The organism is Streptomyces sp. NBC_01237, from assembly GCF_035917275.1.
Lineage (GTDB): Bacteria > Actinomycetota > Actinomycetes > Streptomycetales > Streptomycetaceae > Streptomyces.
The window spans coordinates 3,554,864-3,579,243 of the sequence record NZ_CP108508.1; the positions used below are offsets into that span (position 1 = coordinate 3,554,864).

The following is a 24,380-nucleotide window of genomic DNA, read 5'->3' on the forward strand; positions in this document are numbered from 1 at the left end:
CCTCAGTCCTCCGTCGCCCGGTCGTCGTCCGCCGACGGAGCGACGCGCCCGGTGAGCGCCGCGAGCGAGTTGCGTACGTGCGTCATGTGCGCCTGCACCTCCTCGCGGCCCTCGTCGTGCTCGCGCAGCACACGCTCCGTCTCCCGGACCACGCGCTCCTCGCGCACCCCGGCCTCCGCGAGCAGCTCGGCCGCCCTCGCCTCCGCGTCCTCCTGGCCGTGCCGGGCGGCCTCCTCGGTCTCCGCGAGCGCCCGCTTGGCGTCGGCGAGCAGCGCCTCGGCCTGGGCGGTCAGCTCCGCGTGCCGGGCTGCCAACGCGGCTTCCTCCGCTGTCAGTTCGGCCTCCGACACCTTTGTGCGCTCGGTGTGTTCCTGCTTCTGGTGGGCCAGCACGCTCGCCGTGCGGCGCCGCGTCTCGCGCATCGCCGTCGCGGCCGTCTCCGCGATCTCGGCGGCCTCCTGGCGGGCGCGGGAGACGGTGTCCTCGGCGGTGTTCCGCGCGGCATCGAGCACCTGCTCCGCGTACGCCTCGGCCGCGGCCCGTACCGTCCCGGAGTGCTCGCGGGCCGCGTCCCCGGCCGCCCGGCCCGCCGCCTGGGCCGCGTCCCGCCACTCCTGGCCCTCCGCCTGCGCGGCGTCGCGCATCGTCTCGGCCTCGCTCTCGGCGAGCGCCAGGATCTGCTGGGCCCGCTCACCCAGCTCCGCGTAGGTCTGCGGGGCGAGCGTGGCCACGGCCTCGCCCAGCCGGGCCGACTCGGCGGCCAGCTCCTGGGCCAGGTCCGACAGCCGGGAGATCTCGGCCAGTGCCGCGTCCCGCTCCGCCGACAGGGCTGCCACGGTGCCGTCCACCTGCTCAGGGCGGTAGCCACGTCCCCGTACGCCGACGAAGCCGTACGCGGAATCCGGTGCAGCACTCATCCTTGAAGCCTCTCTCCGACTCTCCGACACCCATCAATACGTCAAGGATGCGGCAATTGGTGAAAGAAGTCGGAATCGATCAACGCCATTCGGCGCGGAAGCGACCGGCATCACAGCGCGGAAACGCGTGAGGCGCCCGTCCCCCTCAGGGGTCCGGGCGCCTCATGGCCGTCATCGAAGAAGGCCCGTACGGGTCAGAGCAGCCCGTCCCACATCTGCTCCAGCAGCACGGACCACCAGCTCTCCGGCGACGCGAGCGCCGCCGGGTCGAGCGCCACCAGCTGCGCCTGGAAGTCGACGGTCCAGCGGCCCGCCTGCTCCGGGTTGAGCCCGAAGCGCAGCCGCCACATCCGGCCGAGCAGCGCCATCGAGCGCACGAACTCCGGCAGCCCGGTGTTCACGAACTGCGGCGCCGTCGGCCTGCCGTCCGGTCCGGCCTCCACCGGCACGGCCACGATGTTCGCCGTGCCGTACTGCACACAGATCGCCCGGCCGAAGTCGGTCCCCATCACGAGGTACGAGCCCGCGTCGGACGCCGGCTGCACCTGGCGCTGCGTGGCCAGCTCGGCCAGGGTGGGCACCACCGGCTGACCCGGCTGCGCCCAGAAGAACGGCCCGAAATCGGCGGGCAGCCCCGCCCACACCAGGGTCCGCGCCACGATCTCGGGCACTCCCTGGCGGGACACGGCCCGCTGGTCGAAGCGGAGCACGCCCTGCGGGCCGAAGGCCATCACCAGCTCCTCCGCGACCCCCTCCGGCGGAATCGCCGGGGCGGGCGGCAGCTGCGGCAGCGGAGCCCGTACCGGTGCCGGGCGGGCCGGACCGTCGGCGACCTGGTGCAGCTCGCCCTGGTGGGTCAGCAGATGCTGCATGCCCTGCTGGCGGCTCGCGTGATCGGTGCCGTACGGGGCGACGCTGGTGATCCGCACCTGCGGCCAGGTCTCCCGGATCATCCGCGCGCAGTATCCGCCCGGCAGCTCACAGGACTCCAGCTCGGTGTGCAGCTCGATCACCTGCTGCGGCGGCACGTTCATCGCGCGCAGCTCGTGCAGCATCTGCCACTCCGGGTGCGGGGTGCCGGGCGCCGAGCGGCGGATCAGCTGCTGCTCGCTCCCGTCCGGGGCCCGGAACCGCAGGACGGCCTGGTAGCCGGGCCCGACGGTCGGCTGGCCGGTGGGCTGCTGCGGATAGCCGTACGACGGAGGCGGAGGCGGCGGTGCGTGGGGATTCGGCGGTACGGGGCCGGGGGCACCGCCCAGCGGCATCCCGGGCGGGCCGGGCGGGCCGGGCGGCTGGGGTGCCTGGGGGCCGACCGGACCGGGGCTCGCCAGCATCGTCGCGGCATGGTGCACCCCGCCGCCGCCGGGAGGAGCGGGGGGCGTGGGCGGACCCGGAGGACCGGGAGGCTGCGGCGCACCCGGTGCACCCGGTGCACCCGGAGGACCGGGCGGGCCGGGAGGCTGCGGCGCACCGGCACCGGGCACGCCGGGCGGGCCCGGAGGCTGCGGAGCGGCCGGGCCGCCGGGGCTGCTCGGGTCCGCGAACATCGTCGCCGCATGGTGCATCCCGCCACCGGGCGGTGGTGTGGCACCCGGCGGACCGGGTGGCGCGGGAGGGCCGGGGGGCGTGGGCGCACCCGGAGGACCGGGCGGGCCGGGCGGCTGCGGCGCTCCGGGCGGGCCCTGCTGGGCGACGAGCTGAGTCGGCAGATAGCCGCCCGCCGGGGCACCGGGCGCACCCGGACCCGAGGGCGGCGGCGTCGCTCCGGGGCGCATGCCGGGAGTTCCCGGGGCGCCGGGCGGCGGCGGAGTGCCCGCACCGCCCCCACGGGTGCCGCGCGGCTGCACCACGGCCTTGCTGGTGGCCGCGTCCGCGATGTCGGCGGGGCCGGGACCGGGGCCCTGCTGCGGGTTCAGTGCGGGAGCGACGCTCGTACGCGGCAGATGGCTGCCGCCGGACATCAGCGCCGTGGGCGCGTCGGCGGGCACGACCGGCGGCGGGGCCCCCTCGTCGTCGGCCCCGGAGAGCGGCGGCGCGAACACCGTCGCGGGCAGCGGAACGGCGCCCTCGTCGGACCCGCCGTTGGTGTCGGTACCGGCCCAGGGGGTGGACCCCACGGGCACGGCGGCGGACGACGCGGACGCGGGAACACCGTCGGATGCCGTCGGCTCGTAGTCGCCGGGAGCGCCCTGGCCGGCGGCGGCCGGCCAGTCGTCCGCCGAGTCCCCGGACGGAGCCCCGACGGGAGCGGCGGGGGCAGCGGGAGAGGGCGCGGAGGAAGGAGAGGAGGGGGAAGGAGAAGAGGGAACGGACGGGGCGGCGGATGCCACGGGTGTCCCCGGAACCGGCGTCGCCCCCGCACCCGCACTCGCGTCCGCGTCCGGACGCGCGCCGCTGTCCCTGTCCGCGCGCCGGTCCGGGATCCCCAGCTTGTCCGCGGCCTCCTGGAGCCACTCCGGCGGGGTCAGCAGGAACGACGTCTGGTTCAGGTCGATGCGCTGCGGCGGCGCCGGAGCGGGCGGCGCGTCGGACGGGGCACCGTACTCCTCCTCGTACCGCCGGATCACCTCGCCCACCGGCAGTCCGGGCCACAGTGTGGCCTCACCGCTGTCGCGGGCGATCACCAGCCGCTGGCAGCCGCCGTCCGAGACGGGGCCCTCCGCGCGGTCCTCGGCCCACACCACGAAGCCCAGCTCGAACTCACGGACCCGCACCTCCCGGTGCTGGTACACGGCCACATCGCCGTTGACCCACTCGTCCGCCCGCTCCTGTGCCTGAGCGAAGGTCACCATCGCGCTCACCCCTCCACCGGGACGGCCTGCGCGAAGCCACCGTCCACCATCAGGTTCGCCACGGTCTCCAGCTCCGGCGGATTGCCCGCCAGCCGCTGGAGGAAGACGTCGAAGTCCGTACCGCAGGGCAGCAGCAGCCGTTCGGCACGCTCCTGCACGCTCCAGCCGTCCTGGTCCCTGGCGTCGTCGTACGGACAGAACCACACCGAACCGATGCCGTCGCCCCGTACCTTCACGGCGAGGATGCCGCCCTGGACGAAGCCGACGCCCAGGTAGTCCTTGGTGAAGTGGTCCCGCAGGCACTTGTTGATGTACAGCAGGTCGTTCACCGCGGCCTCTTCCCGCACGGTGAAGAACGGCTGGTCCACCAGCAGACCGAGTTCCGCGTCCAGCGCCGCGCCCACGGGGGCCGAGCCGCCCGCCGCCTTGAGGAAGGAGCGGTACGCGCCCGGCAGCCGGTAGCCGAGGTCCTCCTCCACGCCCTGGATCTGCTGCTCGCTCACCGCGACGGCACCCTTCGGCAGCCGGAAGTGCGCGGGCCGGGTCTCCTGCAACGGGCGGGTGCCGCGCCGGTTCTGGTCGACCGGAGTCGTGCTCAGGCCGGCGTGGTGGCGCAGCAGCGCCTTCACCTCGACCGGGACGAGCTCCATCCGCCGGCCGCCCGCCACGTGGTGCCAGGTCCAGCCGTGCGGCGTCGCCACCGCCGGGATCGTGTCCCACAGCTCGTGGCCGCTCGCCGCCAGCGCGGCGTTCGCCGACACATAGTCGGTGAGCCGCAGTTCGTCGATGCCGAACCCCTGCGGGGGATCGGCGATCTCGGCGGCGGCACGCGCGTACGGCGAGAGTTCCGGATGGCCGTTGCCGTCCACGCGCACACCTCTGGGGTGGCGGGACGCCCGGACCGGGTCCGGGAAGTGCACGACCTGCCCGGCGTAGGCCGCGTTCGGTGGCGCGGCTTGCTGCCCGAGCCGACCTGTCGTCATGGCGGTTGCCCCCTGCTGCGTCTGGTGTTCCGCACAGCCTATGCGGTGGGGCAGCAGGGGGAACCGCCCCTCCGGCACCGTCACGAACCGTCACATCGGCGTGACGGAAGAGCGAGGAAAGAGCGACGATCTCGCACCCTTTGCGCGACACGCACACACGTTAAACCCACCCAGCTTCCCCACCACCCGGCACATTTGGCAGGCTGTCCCCGCAACTCGGGGGATTGCAGGGAGGGACGTCAGCACGATGCATACGGCACAAACGACCACATCCGGGGACCCGCGACTCAGCTGGAGCAGTACCGAGACCAGCCGCACCCCCCGCCTGCACCACCGCCGCGACGGCATCCTGCCCGCCGTGGCCGCAGCGCTGTCCGTACGCGGAGAGACGCTCACCTGCACCGCGGGCAAGGGGGACCAGCCACCCGCGCTGCACCCACTTGTCCAGGACTTCCTCGACACCCTCACCAGCGGCCAGCGCGAACGCTTCACCGGCCGCTGCCCCGAGGCCATACTCCTGTCCCGGCAGCTCACCGCTGCCGAGGGCAGCCGCTCCAAGCGGGCCCAGCGCAAGCCGCTGACCAACGGCGAGGCCCGCCGCGCGCTGAAGCACTCACGGATCACCGCCCGCCGCATCCGCGAGGACGGCGATCCGCTGCACGGCAGCTACGCGCCGCCCTGCCGCTCCTGCACGGTGATGCTCGCCCACTTCGGCGTACGTCCCGTCGACCTCACCGCCGGGGCGGCGACCACCGCCGAGAAGGGCTGACCGCGCGCAGATGCAAGGCCAGAATCAGCACACCTCCACCCGCTTCCCCGTCGCCGTCGACGCCGCCCTGCGCGACGCCGGCTGGGTGCCGGGGCGCTGGGACATCCGGCAGGCAGAGGAATGGGCGGACGCACTGCGTTCCCACGCCTCACCGGCCGGACATCAGCACGCCGTCTTCCCGGCGGCCGTCGAGGTCTGGGCGGAGTTCGGGGGGCTGCACATCACCGCGTCCGCGCCCGGCCGCCAGATCGCCCCGGCCTCGGTGCGCATGGACCCGCTGAGCGGGCTCCATCTGGCCCGGACGCTGGGCGACCTCGGGCGGGCCCTGGAGACGGAGGTGAGCCCGCTCGGCGAGGAGGGGGAGGGCCAGGCCGTGCTCGCGATCGACAGCGAGGGCCGGGTCTACAGCATCGACCACACGGGCGACTGGTACCTCGGTGCGGACATCGACCAGGCCCTGGCCACCCTGGTGACCGGCGCCCAACCGTCCCGCCTGACCTCGGGCTGACAGCGGGCCGGCCCCCGGCCGACGCCGGGCCGACCTCGGACCGACCACCGACGGACACCGGGATGGCCTCGGACCGACCGCCGGCTGACACCGGGCTGACCTCGGACCGACCGCCGGACCGGCCTCGTGCCGACTGCCGGGCCGGGCTGCCGGGCCGGGCTGATCGCTCCCCGGCCGGTCCGGCGTGAGCCGGTCCGGCGTGCGGGCCGACGCCGGTGTCCCCCGGCCCCGGGCCGTGCGCGGTGCCTCAGCCCCGGTCCGGCAGTACCGCCGACACCCGGAAGCCCCCCGCGTCCGTCGGGCCGGAGACGAACACACCCCCGAGCCCCAGCACCCGCTCCCGCATCCCGACCAGCCCGTTGCCCCCGCTCGGCAGGCCCGCGTCCGCCGCGGCGCTGTCCGAGGGGCCGTTCTCGACCTGCATCGCGACCTCCTCGCCACGGTGCGCGAGCCGTACCCAGGTCTTCGCCCCCGCCGCGTGCTTGTGCACGTTCGTCAGGGCTTCCTGCACCACCCGGTACGCGGTCTGCTCGACCTCGGGCGCGTACGGGCGCAGCTCGCCGTCGACCGACAGCTCGACGGTCATCCCCGCCTCGCGGGACTGCGCGACGAGCACCTCCAGCTGGTGCAGGCGCGGCCCGTCCTCGCTCGCGGCGGCGGCCGCGGCGGCAGCCGCCCGGCCCACCTCGGCGAGCGGTACCCGGCCGGCCGCCGCGGGGGCGGCCAGCGCGTCCCCGCTGCGCAGGACACCGAGCATCTCGCGGAGCTCGGTCAGCGCCTGGCGCCCCATGTCGCCGACCAGCGCGGCGTTGCGCACGGCCTTCGCGGGGTCCTTCGGGGCGACCGCCTGGAGGGCCGCCGCGTGGACGACCATCAGGCTGACCCGGTGGGCGACCACGTCGTGCATCTCCCGGGCGATCCGGGTCCGCTCCTCGGTCCGCGCCCACTCGGCGCGCTCCTCGGCCCGGTCGGCGAGGAGCGACAGCTCCCGCTCCAGGGAGTCCGCCCGTTCGCGCAGGCTCTCCATGAGCCGGCGCCTGGCCCCTATGTAGAGGCCGAACAGCAGCGCGGGCGCCGTCAGCCCCAGCGACATGAAGCCGGACACCAGCGGTACGTACCAGTCGCCGGGCCCGAAGTCGGCCTGCTCGGTGACGCTCTGGCGCAGCCGTACATAGGTGACGATGAACGTGCCGAACAGCGACATGCCCGTCAGTACGACGGTGATCCTGCGCGGCACCTCGGACGCGGCCAGCGTGTAGAGGCCCACGAGGCCCATCAGGAAGCCCATCTCGGCCGGTGTCGTCGCGATCGACACCAGCACCACGGCGATCGGCCAGCGCCGCCGGACCACCAGAACCGCACCGGCGATCAGCCCGAACAGCACCCCGATCGGTACCGGCAGCCCGGTGTCCCGGGCGAACTCCACCCCCTCCAGCGCACACTCCAGCGCCGATACCAGCGCCAGCCCCACGTCCAGGGCGACACTGCGTCGCCGTTCCCACCACCAGTAGCCGCGGGTGGTCGATCCCGCCGCTTCCCGGTCTGCCCCCGTTGCGGTCATGCCGTCCAGCCTACGGGCGCGCGCACCTCATTTTGGGGTGACCGGGGCACCACAGCGCCGAGTGCGAGCAAGAACACCGGCGACGGCCCCGGTGGCCGGGTTGTCACCCTTGTCGCCTTCGTGACCAAGAGCGACGAGAGCTGTCGTCGCGTAGAAGGCACTTGGTACGGCATAGTGTTGGGTGCCGATCCGGCGGGCCGACATATTGTCCGGTTTAGCCGGAATCGATCCCCCATGGTGTAATCAGGCAGCACTGCGGTTTTTGGTACCGTCTGTTCAGGTTCAAATCCTGATGGGGGAGCACACGCTGACGGGCCCCGACCTCACCGGTCGGGGCCCGCGCTCGTTTCCCGCGGAAACACCCCCGGTATCCTGCGGATGTCCACCACCCGAAGCCGAAGGGCACATCCGTGAGCGCCAACAGCCCGGCAGCCGTCGTCGTCCTCGCAGCGGGTGAAGGCACCCGCATGAAGTCGAAGACCCCCAAGGTCCTGCACGAGATCTCCGGGCGCTCGCTCGTCGGACATGTCGTCGCCGCCTCCCGCGAACTGGACCCCCAGCACCTCGTCGTGGTCGTCGGCCACGCCGGTGAACAGGTCACCGCGCACCTCTCCGCCGGTGACACCCCCGTACGGACCGCCTTCCAGGCCGAGCAGAACGGCACCGGCCACGCCGTGCGCATGGGGCTCCAGGAGCTCGGCGGAGTCGTCGAGGGCACCGTGATCGTCGTCTGCGGCGACACCCCGCTGCTCACCGGCGCGACGCTCACCGCGCTCGCCGCCACCCACGCCGCCGACGCCAACGCCGTCACCGTGCTGACCGCCGAGGTCCCGGACTCCACCGGCTACGGCCGCATCGTCCGCGACCCGGCCGACGGCGCGGTCACCGCGATCGTCGAGCACAAGGACGCCACCGAGGCGCAGCGCACGATCGCGGAGATCAACTCCGGGGTGTTCGCCTTCGACGGCCGACTGCTCACGGACGCGCTCGGCAAGGTCCGTACGGACAACAGCCAGGGCGAGGAGTACCTCACCGACGTCCTGTCCATCCTGCGCGAGTCCGGGCACCGCGTCGGCGCCTGCGTCACCGCTGACCACCGCGAGATCCTCGGCATCAACAACCGGCTGCAGCTCGCCCAGGCCCGCGCCCTGCTCAACGAGCGGCTGCTGGAGCGGGCGATGCTGGCGGGCGTGACGGTCATCGATCCGGCGTCGACGCTGATCGACGCCACGGTCACCTTCGAGCCGGACGCGATCGTGCACCCCGGCACCCAGCTGCTGGGGGCGACCCACCTGGCCGAGGACGCCGAAGTCGGCCCGAACACCCGGCTGAAGGACACCGTCGTCCACGCGGGCGCGCGCGTGGACAACACGGTCGCGGACTCGGCCGAGGTCGGGCCCGGGGCGTCGGTGGGCCCGTACGCGTATCTGCGGCCCGGTACACGGCTCGGCGCGAAGTCCAAGGCCGGTACGTACGTGGAGCTGAAGAACGCCACGATCGGCGAGGGCACGAAGGTCCCGCACCTGAGCTACGTGGGCGACGCGACGATCGGTGACCACACCAACATCGGCGCGGCCAGCGTGTTCGTGAACTACGACGGGGTGGCGAAGCACCACACGACGATCGGCTCCCACTGCCGGACCGGGTCGGACAATATGTTTGTGGCGCCTGTCACGGTGGGGGACGGTGCCTACACCGCCGCCGGGTCGGTCATCACCAAGGACGTGCCCGCCGGTTCGCTGGCCGTCGCGCGGGGCCAGCAGCGGAATATCGAGGGTTGGGTGGCCCGGAAGCGTCCGGGCAGCGCCGCCGCGCAGGCGGCCCAGGCCGCGTCCGGGGAGACCGACGGCGAAAGCTGACCGGAAACAGGTGCGCCCGACACGGCGTACCGTGATAGATGCTCACCCATTTCGGCTGGCTCGTTGCACATCGGGACCTATGCGTGCAGCGCCAGATACACGTCTGAGGAGACTGTGCTGTGACCGGGATCAAGACGACCGGCGAGAAGAAACTGATGCTCTTCTCCGGCCGCGCCCACCCCGAGCTGGCCGAGGAGGTCGCACACCAGCTGGGTGTCGGTCTCGTGCCGACGAAGGCCTTCGATTTCGCCAACGGTGAGATCTACGTGCGTTTCCAGGAGTCCGCCCGCGGCGCCGACTGCTTCCTGATCCAGAGCCACACGGCTCCGATCAATAAGTGGATCATGGAGCAGCTGATCATGCTGGACGCGCTGAAGCGCGCTTCGGCCCGTTCCATCACCGTGATCGTGCCGTTCTACGGCTACGCCCGTCAGGACAAGAAGCACCGCGGCCGCGAGCCGATCTCGGCCCGTCTGATCGCGGACCTGATGAAGACGGCGGGTGCCGACCGCATCCTCACCGTCGATCTGCACACCGACCAGATCCAGGGCTTCTTCGACGGCCCGGTGGACCACCTGTTCGCGCTGCCGATCCTGGCCGACTACGTCGGTGCGAAGGTCGACCGCTCGAAGCTGACGATCGTCTCCCCGGACGCCGGCCGCGTGCGCGTCGCCGACCGCTGGTGCGACCGCCTGGACGCCCCGCTGGCGATCGTCCACAAGCGCCGCGACAAGGACGTTCCCAACCAGGTCAGCGTCCACGAGGTCGTCGGCAACGTCGAGGGCCGGGTCTGTGTCCTGGTCGACGACATGATCGACACCGGTGGCACGATCTGCGCCGCCGCCGACGCCCTGTTCGCCCACGGAGCCGAGGACGTCATAGTGACGGCGACCCACGGCGTGCTGTCCGGCCCGGCCGCCGACCGCCTGAAGAACTCCAAGGTCAGCGAGTTCGTGTTCACGGACACGCTGCCGACGCCGGGCGAGCTGGAACTCGACAAGATCACGGTGCTCTCGATCGCGCCGACGATCGCGCGCGCGGTGCGCGAGGTCTTCGAGGACGGTTCGGTGACGAGCCTCTTCGAGGAGCAGGAGTAATCCCTGCTCAGGCCGTGCCCGTAAGGGCGCGGTAGATCCACTTTGGGGTGCGGCCTCCCCGCCGGGTAGACTCAGCGAGTTGCTCGGCGAGGGAGGCCGTACCTTTCGGTACGGCGGTCCGTTATCGACGCGCTCTTCGTAGCAGGCCTGTCGTGGGCCGGGTGACCATTCGAGTTTCGTCACTTACGAGGAGTGCAACCATGGCTGAGATCAAGCTCGCCGCTCAGGTCCGTACCGAGTTCGGCAAGGGCGCCGCCCGCCGCACCCGTCGTGCCAACCTGGTTCCCGCCGTCATCTACGGCCACGGCGCCGAGTCGGTCCACATCAACCTGCCGGCCCACGAGCTTCAGCTCGCGCTCCGCACCGCCAACGTCCTGATCGGTCTGGAGATCGACGGCAAGGACGCCCTGGTCATCCCGAAGGCCGTGCAGCGCAACGCCCTCAAGGGCAACATCGAGCACGTCGACCTGCTGACCGTCAAGCGCGGCGAGAAGGTCAACGTCGAGATCGCCGTGCACGTCGAGGGCGAGCTGGCCCCGGGCGGCAACCTGCTGGAGTACGTGCAGAACACCCTGCTCGTCGAGGCCGAGGCCACCCACATCCCCGAGTCCGTCACGGTCTCCATCGCGGGTCTGGACGCCGGTGACTCGATCCTGGCCAAGGACATCCCGCTGCCCGCCGGCTCCGTGCTGGCCGGCGACGAGGACGCCGTCGTGCTCCAGATCGTCGCCGCGCAGGCCGAGGAGCCGACCGCCGACGCCGAGGCCGCGGCCACCGAGGCCTGAGCCTCGCCGCGTGCTGCTCCACCTGCTTGACTGACGGGGCGGCGGAACCCTTCCGGGTCTCCGCCGCCCCGTCCGCCTGTACCGGCCTTCCGCACCCACGCACCCACCCTTCCGTACCCGCCCTTCCGCACCCGAGGAGAACCCGCGCGATGTCCGACGCCACCGACCCCTGGCTCATCGTGGGCCTGGGCAATCCCGGTCCGGAGTACGCGGCGAACCGGCACAACGTCGGCTTCCTGGTCGCCGACCTGCTGGCGGAGCGGATCGGCGGGAAGTTCAAGCGGGCCCAGAAGGCGCAGGCCCAGGTCGTGGAGGGCCGGATCGGTCCGCCGGGACCGGAGAACCGCCGGGTGATCCTGGCGAAGCCGATGTCGTACATGAATCTGTCCGGTGGGCCGGTGACGGCGCTGCGCGACTTCTACAAGGTGCCCACGGACCACATCGTGGCCGTCCACGACGAGCTGGACATCGACTACGGCGCGCTGCGGCTGAAGCTCGGCGGCGGCGACAACGGGCACAACGGGCTGAAGTCGATGACCAAGTCGATGGGCCCGGACTACCACCGGGTGCGGTTCGGGATCGGCCGGCCGCCGGGCCGGATGCAGGTGGCGGACTTCGTGCTGAAGGACTTCTCGTCCACGGAGCGCAAGGAGCTGGCGTTCCTGGTGGACCGGGCGGCGGACTCGGTGGAGTGCCTGCTGGCGGAGGGGCTGGAGCGGGCGCAGAGCGCGTACAACTCCTGACATTCCCGCTGTTTCCCCGCCGGTCCCTCACCGATTCCCCGGTGGTTGTACGGCGATTTTCGGCCACAGGTTGACCCGGGGTACGGGTCTGGCCAAGGATCTGCCCCCATGAAGCGGAGCTCTTCCCACCGCACGTTGCTCATCGGCCGGGTGGCCGCCATGGGTCTCGTTGCCCTGTTGTTGCTGGTCGCGGGCGCGTGGTCGTCCTGGAACACCGCGCATCACGTCGTCCTGAGCAAGGGCCGCGAGCACGGCACGATGACGGTCACCGGGTGCGGTGAGGAGGTGTGCACGGGTCCCTACGAACCGGACGCGAAGTCACCGGACCGTACGCGGCTGACCGTGGAGAAGTCCGTCGCGGCGAAGAAGGGGGACCGGTTCCCCGTGGTCGTGAAGCCCGGTACCGATGACGTCGTGCGCGCCGGTACCCCGGGATTCCTGCACGCCTGGATGCCGCTGGGCGGTTCGCTGCTGCTGGCCGCCCTGATCGTCGGCGGCGGGATGCGGCTGACCCGGACCGCGTGGGGTTTCGGGCTGGCGGGCACGGCCCTGCTGGTCGCGACGTTCGTCGCGCTCTGACAGGACCGCACCCGCCGACGTCCGCCGGCCGGATCAGCCGGTGTTGCGCAGACCCGCGGCGACACCGTTCACGGTGAGCAGCAGGGCCCTCGCGAGCAGCGGGTCGGCCTCCTCGCCGCGCTCGGCGGCCTGCCGCTGGCGGGCCAGCAGCGAGACCTGGAGGTAGGAGATCGGGTCCAGGTAGGCGTCACGGATGGAGAAGGTCTGCTGGAGCACCGGGCTGGTGCCGAGCAGTTCCGTGCCTCCGGTGACCTTGAGGACCTCGCTCACGGTGAGCGCGTGCTCGGCCTCGATGTCCGCGAAGACGTGCTTGAGCTCGTCGGGGACGAGCGTGTCGACGTAGTGGCGGGCGATGCGCAGGTCGGTCTTGGCCAGGGTCATCTCGACGTTGGACAGGAAGTTCTGGAAGAAGTGCCAGCGCTCGTGCATTTCGTCCAGGACCGTGTCGAGTCCGGCCTCGCGCAGCGCCTTGAGGCCCGAACCGACGCCGTACCAGCCGGGCACGATCTGACGGGACTGGGTCCAGCCGAAGACCCACGGGATGGCCCGGAGTCCGTCCAGACCGGCGCCCGAGTCGGGGCGGCGGGAGGGGCGGGAGCCGAGGTGGAGTTCGGCGAGCTGGTCCACGGGGGTGGACGCGAAGAAGTACGCGGGCAGGTCGGGGTCCTCGACCAGCTTGCGGTACGCGTCGTGCGCGGCGTTGGAGACGGTGTCCATCGCCGCGTCCCAGCGGGCGAGCGCCTCGTCGGACTGGCGCGGTGCGGTGTGCAGCGCGGATGCCTGGAGGGTGGCGGCCACCGTCAGTTCCAGGTTCTCCCGGGCGAGCGCGGGGATGAGGTACTTGTCGGAGATGACCTCGCCCTGCTCGGTCACCTTGATCTCGCCCTCCAGCGTGCCCCACGGCTGCGCGAGGATCGCGTCGTGCGAGGGGCCGCCGCCGCGGCCGACGGTGCCGCCGCGGCCGTGGAAGAGACGCAGGCGTACGCCGTAGCGGTGGGCGACGTCGCGCAGCCGGCGCTGGGCGCGGTGGATCTCCCACTGGGAGGTGGTGATGCCGCCGAACTTGGAGGAGTCGCTGTACCCGAGCATGACCTCCTGCACGTCGCCGCGCAGGGAGACGAGACGGCGGTAGGACGGGTCGGCGAGCATCTCGTCGAGGATGACGTCGGCGGCGCGGAGCTCGTCGGTGGTCTCCAGGAGCGGCACGATGCCGATCTTGGCCCAGCCGCCGTGCAGGTCGAGGAGACCCGCCTCGCGGGCGAGGACGGCGGCGGCGAACACGTCGTCGGCGCCCTGGCACATCGAGATGATGTAGGACTCGATGACCTCGGGGCCGAAGCGCTCGAACGCTTCCTTGATGGTGTGGAAGACGCCGAGGGTCTTCTCACCGGCGGCGTCCAGCGGGGCCGGGGTCGGCGCGAGCGGACGGCGGGAGCGGAGCTCCTTGGCGAGGAGCTTCTGCCGGTAGTCGCGCGGCATGTCGGCGTAGCGCCAGGACTCCTCGCCGAGCCGGTCGAAGAGCTGGCCGAGCGTGTGGTGGTGCGCGTCGGCGTGCTCGCGTACGTCCATGGTGGCCAGCTGGAGCCCGAACGCGGACAGCGTACGGATGGTGCGGTCCATCCGGCCGTCGGCGAAGAGACCGCCGCGGTGCTCGCGCAGCGAGGTCTGGATGAGCGCGAGGTCGGCGATGAGTTCGGCGGTGCCGAGGTAGTCGCAGCCGGGGCGGTGGGGCGTGCCGGAGGCCAGGCGCTCACGGGTGTTGACGAGCTTCTGCCGGATGCAGGTGGCCTTGAGGCGGTAGGGCTCCTCGGCGTTCAGCCGCTTGTAGCGGGGGCTGATCTCGGGGAGGCGTTCCAGGTCGCTCTGGAGTGAGGTCAGCAGCTCGTCGGTGGCGCCGGTGTAGCGGATGGAGTTCGACAGGAGTCCGCGCAGGTAGTCGATCAGTTCCAGGGCGTCGGTGATGCCGTGCTCGTGCTGGAGGATCAGGACTTCCCAGGTGACGGCGGGCGTCACGTTGGGGTTGCCGTCGCGGTCGCCGCCGATCCAGGTGCCGAAGGTGAGGGGGCGGGTGCCCGCGGGCAGTTCGACGCCGACGCGCTCCAGTTCGGCGGCGAGGTCCTCCAGGACGTCACCGACGGCGTTGGCGTGGAGCTCGTCGAGGTAGTAGATGGCGTTGCGGGCCTCGTCGGCGGGCTCGGGCCGGACGACACGCAGCTCGTCGGTCTGCCAGATGAGGTCGATGTTCTCGGCGAGCCGGAGGTCGTGGCGGCGCCGGTCGGCCTCGATGACGGGGGTTTCGAGGAGCTCGGCGATACGGCGGAGCTTGTTGAGCACGGAGCGCCGGGCGGCTTCGGTGGGGTGTGCGGTGAAGACGGGACGGACGTTGAGGTTCTTGACCGTCGCGCGCAGGTGCTCGGGGTCCGCGTCCTTCAGCCGGTCGGCGGTGCGGGCGAGGAGCCCGCCCTCCGCGGCGCGCCGGTCGCGCATCTCGTGGGCGCGGTGGACCTGCTCGGTGACATTGGCGAGGTGGAAGTAGGTGGAGAAGGCGCGCACGAGCTGTGCGGCGGTCTCCAGGTCCGTGTCGCCGAGAAGTTCGGCCGCGGCCTCGCCGTCGGTACGGGTCAGGGCGCGAACCCGCTCGACGAGGTCGAGGAGCTCCTGGCCTTCCTGGCGTACGAGGGTCTCGCCCAGCAGGTCGCCGAGGCGTCGGATGTCCGCCCGCAGCTCGGGGCTGGCGGCAGGGGTCTGGTCGGCACTGCTCACAGTGTGCGGCTCCTTGCAGTGGTTGAGCACGGGATCCGGGGCCCTTCGGCGCCAGCGGTGCTGTCGCCACGCCCCGACGAGCGGGTGCGGACCGCGCTGTCCGACCCTCCCAGGATAGGTGTCGTCGCAGGCGGCGTCTCCGCTGCCCCGAGGGGTGCGGGCGATGCCGTCGGCACCGGTCCCCTACCCGGTGTGCGTACGGGGTACCGCACGGGACGGGCTGGACCGGCCTCTCGTGTTGTGGGCCCGGTCACTGCCATACTTACCAAGCCGTAGGTTACGGAAGCGTAGCCAGGGCCGTCCGTCGTATATCTCCTCACCCCACAGAGGATTCCCCATGCCGACCAGCCCCGATGTGATCGACGATCCCCAGCCGGCCGCGGAGGGCCGCGCACTGCCTCCCGCCACGCTCGGCGGCGACAAGAAGCGGTCGGTCGAGCAGATCGCCCTGCTGCTGTTCATCGTGGTGCCGTTCCTGGCCCTGGTCGCGGCGGTGCCGCTGGCCTGGGGGCGCGGTGTCAGCTGGCTCGATCTGGGTCTGCTGGTGGCCATGTACTACCTCGGCTGCCACGGGATCACGATCGGCTTCCACCGCTACTTCACGCACGGCGCCTTCAAGGCGAAGCGTCCGCTGCGCCTCGCGATCGCCGTCGCCGGGTCGATGGCCGTGGAGGGTCCGCTGGTGCGCTGGGTGGCCGATCACCGCAAGCATCACCGGTTCTCCGACGCGGAGGGCGACCCGCACTCGCCGTGGCGCTTCGGCGAGAGCCTGCCGGCCCTGATGAAGGGCCTGTGGTGGGCGCACATCGGCTGGATGTTCGACGAGGAGCGGACGTCGCAGGAGAAGTACGCCCCGGACCTGGTCAGGGACCCGGCCCTGGTCGCGATCTCCCGGCACTTCCTCACCTTCACCATCGTCTCGCTGGCGATCCCGCCGCTGGTCGGCGGTCTGGTGACGATGTCCTGGTGGGGCGCGGCGACCGCGTTCTTCTGGGGGTCTCTGGTACGGGTGGCGCTGCTGCATCACGTCACCTGGTCGATCAACTCGATCTGCCACGCGGTCGGCAAGCGCCCCTTCAAGTCCCGTGACAGGTCCGGGAACGTGTGGTGGCTGGCGGTCCTGTCCTGCGGCGAGTCCTGGCACAACCTGCACCACGCGGACCCGACGAGCGCCCGGCACGGAGTGATGCGGGGCCAGGTCGATTCCAGTGCCCGGCTGATCCGTTGGTTCGAGCAGCTGGGCTGGGCGTACGACGTGCGGTGGCCGGACGCGGCCCGTATCGCCTCCCGGCGCAAGCGCGTTCCGGCCGACGCGGCATGATTGACGACGTGGCGACCGACGGAAGCACCAGCGGCGAGAAGAGCAGACCCTCCCCCACGCGCCGGACCCGACGGGTCCGGATGACCGGCAAGGAGCGGCGCGAACAGCTGCTGGACATCGGACGCACCCTGTTCGCCGACAAGGGTTTCGAAGGCACCTCGGTGGAGGAGATCGCGGCCCGCGCCGGGGTCTCCAAGCCCGTCGTCTACGAGCACTTCGGCGGCAAGGAGGGGCTGTACGCCGTCGTGGTCGACCGTGAGATGCGCCAGCTGCTGGACATGGTGACGGGCGCCCTCACGGCGGGTCACCCGCGCGAGCTGCTGGAGCAGGCCGCGTTCGCGCTGCTCGACTACATCGAGACGTACACCGATGGCTTCCGCATCCTGGTCCGCGATTCGCCCGTCGCCCAGTCGACGGGCACGTTCGCGTCCCTGATCAGTGATATCGCCACCCAGGTCGAGGACATCCTGGGCCTGGAGTTCAAGGCCCGCGGCTTCGAGCCGAAGCTGGCCCCGCTGTACGCGCAGGCGCTGGTGGGCATGGTCGCGCTGACCGGCCAGTGGTGGCTGGACGTGCGCAAGCCGAAGAAGGCGGAGGTCGCCGCCCATCTGGTGAACCTGGCCTGGCACGGCCTGGAGAACCTGGAGTCGAAACCCCGCCTGATAGGCCACCGGAAGAACTGAGCCGACGCGTCACTCGTTGCGGTGACGACCTGGGATAACCCACCCCTACTGTGGTCAACAGGGCCAAGAATCCCGTCCATGGGAGGAATCATGACCGCCGAGCACAGTTCCCGCCGGCCGGTGCCGCCCCAGGGCGGCTACACCGTGGACGATCTGTTCACGCTGCCCGATCTCCCGCCGCACACGGAATTGCTCGACGGGAGCCTGGCCTTTGTGAGTCCACAGCGGATTTTTCACAGCCGCATGATCGACCTGCTGATGTACGGCCTGCGGGCCGGCGCTCCCCGTGAGGTGAAAGCCGTCCGGGAGATGACCGTTGTCCTCGACCGTCGCAACGGCCCCGAGCCCGACATCTCCATCATTCGCGCCGAGGCCGAAACCGGGAGCCTGGAGCAGACCTCCTACAACGCCGCCGACGTCCTCCTGGCCGTCGAAGTGGTCTTCCCCGACTCCGAGGCGCGCGACCGTGAGGCGAAGCCGCAGAAGTACGCCGCAGCAGGCATCCCGAATTTCTGGCTGGTCGAGATGGCCGGGACCGACCGGCACCCGGTCGTGCGGGTCTACGAGCTGGACCCGGTGACGAAGGCGTATGCGCCGACCGGGATCCACCACGACCGCCTCAAGACCGGCGTCCCGTTCCCCATCGACATCGAGATCACGCCGGACGCGCTGAATCGGCTCTGACACCCGCGCATCGGCCCTCCGCGAGTCACCGGCCTCCCTTCCGTGCCACCGCGAAGACGCGGCGGAACGGGAACACCGTGCCGTGCGGGCCCGGCGGGTACGCGGTGCGGAGCAGGTCGCGGTATTCGGCGAGGAACGCGTCGTGGGCTTCCCTGTCGTCGGCGAGGGCGGTCAGGACCGGACGCAGGGCGGTGCCCTTGACCCAGTCCAGGACCGGGTCGTCGCCGGGCAGGACCTGGAGGTAGGTGGTCTCCCAGACGTCCGCCTCGCAGCCCAGGTCCTGGAGCCGGGCGAGGTAGTCGGCGGGCGGGAGGACCGCGGCCGTGCGGTCGCCCACGCCGTGCAGCCGGGGGCGCCAGCGGTCGGATTCGCGGAGGGCGGCGAGCAGGGTGTGGCTGGGGGCGGTGAAGTTGCCGGGGACCTGGAAGGCGAACGTGCCGCCGGGGGCGAGGGCGTCCAGCCAGACCGGGAAGCGGTCGGCGTGGCCGGGGAGCCACTGGAGCAGGGCGTTGGAGACGATCAGGCCGTATGTCTCCGTGGGGGTCCAGGTCGCGGCGTCGGCCCGGGTGAAGCCGAGCAGGGGGCCGGCGTGGGCGGCGGCCCGTTCCAGCATCTGCGGGGAGTTGTCGTAGCCCGTGATGCGGGCCTGCGGCCAGCGGTCGGCGAGGAGCGCGGTGACGTTGCCCGCGCCGCAGCCGAGGTCGGCGATACGGGGCGCGGGGTGGCCGGGCAGGTCGCCGACGCGGGCCAGGAGGTCGCGGAACGGGCGGGTGCGGTGGTCCGCGTGACGCAGGTACTGCCGCGGATCCCAGGTGGGCGAAGGTGTGGGGGCGGGGCCGGGGAGGGGCTCCGGGAGGGGTTCGGTCATGGGAACAGGATCGGCACGCAAGTATCTTGATGTCAAGACACTTGAATTCAAGAGACTTCATGTCGACAGACCCTCTACACTGATCGACATGGAGGACGAGGTCGACCGGCTGGTCGCTGCATGGCGCCGAGAGCGCCCCGACCTCGACGTGGAACCGCTCGAGGTCCTCAGCCGCGTCTCCCGCCTGGCCCGCCACCTCGACCGGGCCCGCCGGATCGCGTTCTCCGAGCACCACCTGGAGCCGTGGGAGTTCGACGTCCTCACGTCGCTGCGCCGCGCGGGCGACCCGTATCAGCTCTCCCCCGGCCAGCTGCTGACCCAGACCCTGGTCACCTCGGGCACGATGACCAACCGCATCGACCGGCTGACCAAGAAGAACCTGGTCGAGCGGCTGCCCGACCCGAGCGACCGCCGCGGCGTGCTCGTCCGGCTGACCGCCGAGGGCCGTGACAAGGCCGACCAGTCGCTGGCCGGACTGCTCGCCCAGGAACGCGCCATCCTCGGCGAGCTCTCTCGCCACCAGCGGGGCGAACTGGCCGGACTGCTACGCCAGTTGACCGCCCCGTTCGACAACATCCCGGGCTAGGGCGACAGGCCCACCGGTCAGTTCGGCGACGTTCCCGGACAGCTCGGCGGGGCCCACCCCGGCCCGTCTGGCCAGCGCCACGGCGGCCAGCGTCGAGTGCACGCCCAGCTTCCCCAGCACGTTCTGCATATGGGTACGCACCGTGTGCGGGGACAGGAACAGCCGCTCGGCGACCGCCTTGCGGCCCAGCCCCGCCACCATGCAGCGCAGCACCTCCCGCTCGCGCGGGGTCAGCGACTCCACCAGCCGTTCGCTCTCGGTACGGTGCTTGCGCGCCGCGGTCAGCTCCCGCAGGACACCGGTCAGCAGGGCGGGCGGCAGATGCGTCTCGTCGCGCAGCACGCCCCGTATCACCGCGAGCAGCCGCTGCAACGAGCAGTCCTTGGCCACCCAGCCCGAGGCCCCGGCCTGGAGCGCCCGCGCCGCCCGGCGGGGGTCGTCCCGCTCGGCGAGCACCACCGTACGGACCGACGGCCGGCCCGCACGGACCCCGGCGACCAGCGAGATGCCGTCGACCGGACCGTTCTCCCCGTGCTGCGGTACGGGGACGGGACGGGCTCCGTCCGTGGCCAGGATGCCCAGCTCGGCATCGATCAGCATCACGTCGTAGCAGTGCCCCTCGGCCGCCGCGCGGTCCAGGCAGCGCAGCGCGGCCGGACCGCTGCCGGCCGCCGCCACATCGACGTCCGGTTCGGCCGCGAGCGCGGCGGCGAGCGATTCGGCGAAGATACGGTGATCGTCGACCACGAGAACCCGGATTCGCGCCACAGACATCCCTTTCGGCCGGGACGGGCCGGTACGGGTACGACACCCGGATCATCGAGGTGGTGGTCCACAGCCCCACGGCCGCCGCCGTGTGCCGACTGCCACCCCACCCGGGCGTCGTACCCGACTGTCTCGCCCCCTGAATCGACACCGGCCCCCACCGGTGCTGAGCATCAGCGTACGGGCGGGGGCCGACGGGGGAAGGTAATTCGCGGAACTGGTTGCCTACGGTGTTTAGGGTGTGCTGCATGTTCCGTCTTGAGACAGAAGTAGACAGAGAACGTCGCATTCTGCTGAGCGGGCGTCTGCGGGACGACAACAGAGCCGACTCACCGGAACTGCGCGCACTGCTCTCCACCTCCGCCGAGCACGAAGTCCCCCTGGAGGTATGGGTACTGGACGAGCGGGGCGGGATCGTCGGCGGTCTGACCGGGCGGACCTGGGCGTACTGGCTCCATGTGGAGATGCTCTGGGTCGAGGCCACTCACCGCGGCATCGGCCTCGGTTCACGGCTGCTCGCCGAGGCCGAACGGGTGGCCCGCACGGAACGGGCCTGCACCGCCTCCCGGCTGGAGACCTGGGACTTCCAGGCCCCCGGCTTCTACCGGAGACACGGGTACGAGGAGGCCGGGCGGGTCGACAACTACCCGCCCGGCGTCACCGAGTTCATCCTGACGAAGCGACTCGCACGAGCCGCCGGGCGCCCGCCGACGGCACCGCGGTGAAGACACCGGGAGCGGCGTAACCGGCCGAAGCGAACTCCTCCCGAACGGAGTTGGTCACCGTGTCGGCCCGCTCCCGGTCCACCAGCACGATCGCCGAGCCGCCGAAGCCGCCGCCGGTCATCCTGGCGCCGAGCGCCCCGGCCGCGTTCGCCGCCGAGACCACCAGGTCCAGTTCCGGGCAGGAGACCCGCAGGTCGTCCCGGAGCGAGTCGTGGCCCGCGTCGAGGACCGGGCCGACGGCGGGTACGTCGCCCGCGTCGAGCAGGGCGATGACCTGCTCGACACGCCGGTTGTCGCCGACCACATGGCGTACGCAGCGCACGACGGACTCGTCCGCCCCGGCCGCGGCCAGGGTGTCGAGCGCGGCGCCGAGACCGTCGTACGGGAGATCGCGCAGGGTGCGTATGCCGAGGAGCCGAGCACCCTCCTCGCAGGCCGCGCGGCGCTCGGCGTAGGCGCCGTCGCCGAGCGCGTGCTTGACCCGGGTGTCGACGACCAGCAGGGTCAGCCCCTGGGCTGCCAGGTCGAAGGGGACCTGACGCCGGCCGAGGTCGCGGGTGTCCAGATACAGGGCGTGGCCCTCGGTGCAGCAGGCGGAGGCCATCTGGTCCATGACCCCGCAGGGCACACCGACGAACGCGTTCTCGGCGCGCTGGCCGAGCACCGCGAGCTCGGAGGCGGTCAGGCCGAGCTCGAACAGGTCGTTCAGGGCGAACGCGGTGACCACTTCCAGGGCGGCGGACGAGGAGAGCCCGGCGCCGGTGGGGACGGTGGAGGTCAGCTGGATGTCCGCGCCGGTGATCCGGTGGCCCGCCTCGCGCAGCGCCCAGACCACGCCTGCCGGGTAGGCGGCCCAGCCGTGGCCCGCGTGCGGGGCCAGCTCGTCGACGCGGAGCTGGACGACGCCGCCGGGGACGTCGGTGGAGTGCAGCCGCAGCTCGCCGTCGGTCCGCCGCGCGACGGCCGCGCGCGCGGTGTGCGGGAGCGCGAGCGGCATCACGAAGCCGTCGTTGAAGTCGGTGTACTCACCGATCAGATTCACCCGCCCGGGTGCCGCCCAGACCCCTTCGGGCGCGGTCCCGTACAGCTCGGTGAAGCCGGCGATCAGCTCGGCGTTGTCGGCCTCGGCGGCGGTCACGGCTTCGGCGGCGGCCTGCGCGGCGGCCTCGGTGGTGGCTTCCGTCATGGGGTGGTGGGCTCCTCTCGGCGGGCGAACGCCCAGGCGTCGGCGATGATTCCGGCCAGGCCGGCGCGGGACGGCTGCCAGCCGAGGCGCTCCCTGGCGGCGGAGGCGGAGGCGACGAGCACGGCCGGGTCACCGGCGCGGCGCGGGGCCGCGGTCTCGGGGACGGGGTGGCCGGTGACCTGCCGGACGGTCTCGATGACCTCGCGCACCGAGAATCCGTTGCCGTTGCCGAGGTTGCAGATCAGGTGCTCGCCGGTGGTGGCCGCGCCGAGCGCCAGGAGATGGGCCTCGGCGAGGTCGGCGACATGGATGTAGTCACGGACGCAGGTGCCGTCCGGGGTCGGGTAGTCGTCGCCGTAGACGGAGATCGACTCGCGCTGCCCCAGGGCGACCTGGAGCACCAGCGGGATCAGATGCGACTCGGGGGCGTGGCGTTCCCCGCAACTGCCGTACGCGCCCGCCACGTTGAAGTAGCGGAGCGAGACGGCGGCCAGGCCGTGCGCGGCCGCCTCGCCGCTGATCATGTGGTCGACGGCGAGCTTGGAGGCACCGTACGGGCTGGTGGGCGCGGTCGGGTCGGACTCCGTGATCGGGCTGGAGACCGGCTCGCCGTAGGTGGCCGCGGTGGAGGAGAAGACGAGGGTCCGCACTCCGGCGTCGCGCATCGCGGCGAGCAGGGCGAGGGTGCCGCCGACGTTGTTGACCCAGTACTTCTCCGGGTCGACGACGGACTCGCCGACCTGGGAGTACGCGGCGAAGTGCAGCACCCCGTCGTAGTCGGGGTTCAGCCACTTGGCCGCGTCCTGGATGCGGCCCTCGATGAATTCGGCCCCGTCCGGGACCCCCTCCCGGAACCCGGTGGACAGGTCGTCGAGGACGGTCACCGCGTGCCCGGCCTCCAGGAGGTGCGCGGCGACCACGCTGCCGACATATCCCGCGCCACCGGTCACCAGGTACTTCTTCTGGGGGTTGCTCACTCGCTCGCTACCTCTCGCAGTCGCTGGGCCGCGGCTTCCGGCGGCACGTCGTTGATGAACACACTCATGCCGGACTCGGAACCCGCGAGGAACTTCAGCTTGCCGGAGGTACGTCGAATGGTGAAAAGCTCCAGATGGAGCCCGAAGTCCTCCCGGCCGTCGACCCCGAACGGCGCCTGGTGCCAGGCGGAGATGTACGGGGTCGGCGGTTCGCCGGGGCCGAAGATCCGGTCGAATCGCCTCAAGAGTTCCAGGTAGATCTGTGGGAACTCTGTGCGGGCTGCCGCGTCCAGCTCGCGGAGGTCGGGGACACGGCGGCGCGGGTGGAGGTGGACCTCGTACGGCCAGTGCGCGGCGTACGGCACGAAGGCGACCCAGTGCTCACCGCTGAGCACGATGCGCGAGCCGTCCGCCTCCTCACGGGCCACGACGTCATCGAAGAGGTTGCGGCCGGTCTCCTCGCGGTGCCGGTGCGCGGAGCTCAGCATCAGCTGGGTGCGGGGGGTGACGAAGGGGTAGCCGTAGATCTGGCCGTGCGGGTGGCCGAGGGTCACCCCGATCTCGGCGCCGCGGTTCTCGAAGCAGAAGACCTGGGTGACCTGGTCCAGCTCGGCGAGGGCGGCGGTGCGGTCGGTCCAGGCCGCGAGGACCAGGGCGGCCTGCTCCTCGGTGAGGTCGGCGAAGGACAGCCGGTGGTCGGAGGTGAAGCAGACGACCTCGCAGCGGCCGGAGTCACCGGCGAGGGAGGGGAAACGGTTCTCGAAGACGGCGACGTCGTAGTGGTCGTCGGGGATCTCGCTGAGCCGTCCGTCCCGCGAGGGGCACAGCGGGCACTCGTCCGCGGGCGGGTGGTACGTACGCCCCTGGCGGTGCGAGGCGATGGCCACCGAGTCGCCGAGGAGCGGGTCGCGGCGGATACGGGACGAGGTCGCGACCGGGTCGAGGGGGCGGCGGTCGACGGCGTCGCGGACGGTGTCGTCCGCGGCGTCGTAATAGATCAGCTCACGGCCGTCGGCGAGGGTCGTAACCGTTTTCTTCACCAGGTTCCTCCAAACATAACCACACATAATTAATCACAAGCAAACATGCCCGTCAATGATGTGGCGTCCGGACGGCGACCGGGAGCAGGGCGGCCAGGAGTCGGGAGCGAGGTAGCCAGGAAGAAGGCGGCGGCAAGGTGGCGGCAGGACGGCAGGGTACGGGAGAGCCTGGCGAGGAGGTGGGCCGGG

General features: G+C 71.8%; 22 protein-coding genes and 1 tRNA gene. 13 read left to right on the plus strand and 10 right to left on the minus strand.

Translation table 11 applies throughout. The annotated features are described in order from the left end of the window. Nucleotides 1-2: 2 nt before the first annotated feature. The 3 genes from OG251_RS15695 to OG251_RS15705 form a co-directional block, all read right to left on the minus strand. Nucleotides 3-917 carry a cellulose-binding protein gene (locus tag OG251_RS15695; RefSeq protein WP_326677765.1) on the minus strand — a complete coding sequence of 305 codons (915 nt, stop codon included), beginning with the start codon at nucleotides 915-917 and terminating at the stop codon, nucleotides 3-5. A gap of 194 nt (nucleotides 918-1,111) precedes the next feature. Continuing rightward, complete coding sequence (locus tag OG251_RS15700) at nucleotides 1,112-3,709, minus strand: SUKH-4 family immunity protein (protein ID WP_326677766.1); 2,598 nt, start codon at nucleotides 3,707-3,709, stop codon at nucleotides 1,112-1,114. Between the two features lie 5 nt (nucleotides 3,710-3,714). Then, a complete protein-coding gene (locus OG251_RS15705) occupies nucleotides 3,715-4,692 on the minus strand; it encodes an SMI1/KNR4 family protein (protein ID WP_326677767.1) in 978 nt (325 codons plus the stop codon). 247 nt (nucleotides 4,693-4,939) lie between these two features. Here OG251_RS15705 and OG251_RS15710 point away from each other — a divergent pair, with 247 nt between their 5' ends. Then, entirely contained in the window at nucleotides 4,940-5,461 is a 522-nt protein-coding gene (locus OG251_RS15710) for a YwqJ-related putative deaminase (RefSeq protein ID WP_326677768.1), read from the plus strand. 10 nt (nucleotides 5,462-5,471) lie between these two features. Then, on the plus strand, nucleotides 5,472-5,969 hold the full coding sequence (locus tag OG251_RS15715) for an SUKH-3 domain-containing protein (protein ID WP_326677769.1): 498 nt from the start codon (nucleotides 5,472-5,474) through the stop codon (nucleotides 5,967-5,969). A 247-nt stretch (nucleotides 5,970-6,216) separates the two neighbouring features. Here the strand turns inward: OG251_RS15715 and OG251_RS15720 are convergent, their stop codons facing one another. Then, complete coding sequence (locus OG251_RS15720; RefSeq protein WP_326677770.1) at nucleotides 6,217-7,530, minus strand: sensor histidine kinase; 1,314 nt, start codon at nucleotides 7,528-7,530, stop codon at nucleotides 6,217-6,219. 228 nt (nucleotides 7,531-7,758) lie between these two features. Between OG251_RS15720 and OG251_RS15725 the strand changes: the two genes are divergently transcribed. The 6 genes from OG251_RS15725 (at nucleotide 7,759) to OG251_RS15750 (ending at nucleotide 12,593) form a co-directional block, all read left to right on the plus strand. Then, nucleotides 7,759-7,831: transfer RNA gene (locus OG251_RS15725), tRNA-Gln, on the plus strand. Nucleotides 7,832-7,940: 109 nt separating this feature from the next. Continuing rightward, nucleotides 7,941-9,389 (plus strand): bifunctional UDP-N-acetylglucosamine diphosphorylase/glucosamine-1-phosphate N-acetyltransferase GlmU, encoded by a 1,449-nt coding sequence (glmU, locus tag OG251_RS15730; protein ID WP_326677771.1) that lies wholly within the window; start codon nucleotides 7,941-7,943, stop codon nucleotides 9,387-9,389. Nucleotides 9,390-9,508: 119 nt separating this feature from the next. Then, nucleotides 9,509-10,486, plus strand: a complete 978-nt coding sequence (locus tag OG251_RS15735; protein WP_266805904.1) for a ribose-phosphate diphosphokinase — start codon at nucleotides 9,509-9,511, stop codon at nucleotides 10,484-10,486. Between the two features lie 200 nt (nucleotides 10,487-10,686). Further along, nucleotides 10,687-11,271, plus strand: coding sequence for a 50S ribosomal protein L25/general stress protein Ctc (locus OG251_RS15740; RefSeq protein WP_326677772.1), 585 nt, complete (start codon nucleotides 10,687-10,689; stop codon nucleotides 11,269-11,271). A gap of 149 nt (nucleotides 11,272-11,420) precedes the next feature. Beyond that, nucleotides 11,421-12,014, plus strand: coding sequence for an aminoacyl-tRNA hydrolase (gene pth / locus OG251_RS15745; protein WP_073725938.1), 594 nt, complete (start codon nucleotides 11,421-11,423; stop codon nucleotides 12,012-12,014). 108 nt (nucleotides 12,015-12,122) lie between these two features. Continuing rightward, nucleotides 12,123-12,593: a hypothetical protein gene (locus OG251_RS15750; protein ID WP_326677773.1), complete on the plus strand. Its 471-nt coding sequence runs from the start codon at nucleotides 12,123-12,125 to the stop codon at nucleotides 12,591-12,593. 33 nt (nucleotides 12,594-12,626) lie between these two features. Here the strand turns inward: OG251_RS15750 and ppc are convergent, their stop codons facing one another. Further along, on the minus strand, nucleotides 12,627-15,356 hold the full coding sequence (gene ppc, locus OG251_RS15755; RefSeq protein WP_326677774.1) for a phosphoenolpyruvate carboxylase: 2,730 nt from the start codon (nucleotides 15,354-15,356) through the stop codon (nucleotides 12,627-12,629). A gap of 337 nt (nucleotides 15,357-15,693) precedes the next feature. Between ppc and OG251_RS15760 the strand changes: the two genes are divergently transcribed. The 3 genes from OG251_RS15760 to OG251_RS15770 all read left to right on the plus strand — a co-directional run bounded on the left by OG251_RS15760 (nucleotide 15,694) and on the right by OG251_RS15770 (nucleotide 18,044). Further along, a complete protein-coding gene (locus OG251_RS15760) occupies nucleotides 15,694-16,677 on the plus strand; it encodes an acyl-CoA desaturase (protein ID WP_326677775.1) in 984 nt (327 codons plus the stop codon). Further along, a complete protein-coding gene (locus OG251_RS15765; RefSeq protein ID WP_266922897.1) occupies nucleotides 16,674-17,360 on the plus strand; it encodes a TetR/AcrR family transcriptional regulator in 687 nt (228 codons plus the stop codon). Before OG251_RS15760 ends, OG251_RS15765 begins: the two co-directional genes overlap by 4 nt. 78 nt (nucleotides 17,361-17,438) lie before the next feature. Continuing rightward, entirely contained in the window at nucleotides 17,439-18,044 is a 606-nt protein-coding gene (locus OG251_RS15770; RefSeq protein WP_442818338.1) for a Uma2 family endonuclease, read from the plus strand. 25 nt (nucleotides 18,045-18,069) lie between these two features. Here the strand turns inward: OG251_RS15770 and OG251_RS15775 are convergent, their stop codons facing one another. Beyond that, nucleotides 18,070-18,912: a trans-aconitate 2-methyltransferase gene (locus tag OG251_RS15775; RefSeq protein ID WP_326677776.1), complete on the minus strand. Its 843-nt coding sequence runs from the start codon at nucleotides 18,910-18,912 to the stop codon at nucleotides 18,070-18,072. A gap of 88 nt (nucleotides 18,913-19,000) precedes the next feature. Here OG251_RS15775 and OG251_RS15780 point away from each other — a divergent pair, with 88 nt between their 5' ends. Next, nucleotides 19,001-19,498, plus strand: coding sequence for a MarR family winged helix-turn-helix transcriptional regulator (locus tag OG251_RS15780; RefSeq protein WP_073725926.1), 498 nt, complete (start codon nucleotides 19,001-19,003; stop codon nucleotides 19,496-19,498). On the opposite strand, the gene OG251_RS15785 is transcribed toward OG251_RS15780, so the two are convergent. Further along, the gene (locus OG251_RS15785) at nucleotides 19,457-20,266 is read right to left on the minus strand and encodes a response regulator transcription factor (protein ID WP_326677777.1); all 810 of its coding nucleotides are present in this window, start codon (nucleotides 20,264-20,266) and stop codon (nucleotides 19,457-19,459) included. The genes OG251_RS15780 and OG251_RS15785 overlap by 42 nt on opposite strands. A gap of 245 nt (nucleotides 20,267-20,511) precedes the next feature. Here OG251_RS15785 and OG251_RS15790 point away from each other — a divergent pair, with 245 nt between their 5' ends. Continuing rightward, on the plus strand, nucleotides 20,512-20,988 hold the full coding sequence (locus tag OG251_RS15790) for a GNAT family N-acetyltransferase (RefSeq protein WP_326677778.1): 477 nt from the start codon (nucleotides 20,512-20,514) through the stop codon (nucleotides 20,986-20,988). Here OG251_RS15790 and galK read toward each other — a convergent pair. Genes galK through galT form a run of 3 tightly spaced genes read right to left on the minus strand, consistent with a single transcriptional unit; the run spans nucleotide 20,930 to nucleotide 24,191 of the window. Next, a complete protein-coding gene (galK, locus tag OG251_RS15795) occupies nucleotides 20,930-22,174 on the minus strand; it encodes a galactokinase (RefSeq protein ID WP_326677779.1) in 1,245 nt (414 codons plus the stop codon). The genes OG251_RS15790 and galK overlap by 59 nt on opposite strands. After that, nucleotides 22,171-23,151, minus strand: coding sequence for a UDP-glucose 4-epimerase GalE (gene galE, locus OG251_RS15800; RefSeq protein WP_326677780.1), 981 nt, complete (start codon nucleotides 23,149-23,151; stop codon nucleotides 22,171-22,173). Before galE ends, galK begins: the two co-directional genes overlap by 4 nt. Next, a complete protein-coding gene (gene galT, locus OG251_RS15805; RefSeq protein WP_326677781.1) occupies nucleotides 23,148-24,191 on the minus strand; it encodes a galactose-1-phosphate uridylyltransferase in 1,044 nt (347 codons plus the stop codon). Before galT ends, galE begins: the two co-directional genes overlap by 4 nt. Nucleotides 24,192-24,380 lie beyond the last annotated feature (189 nt).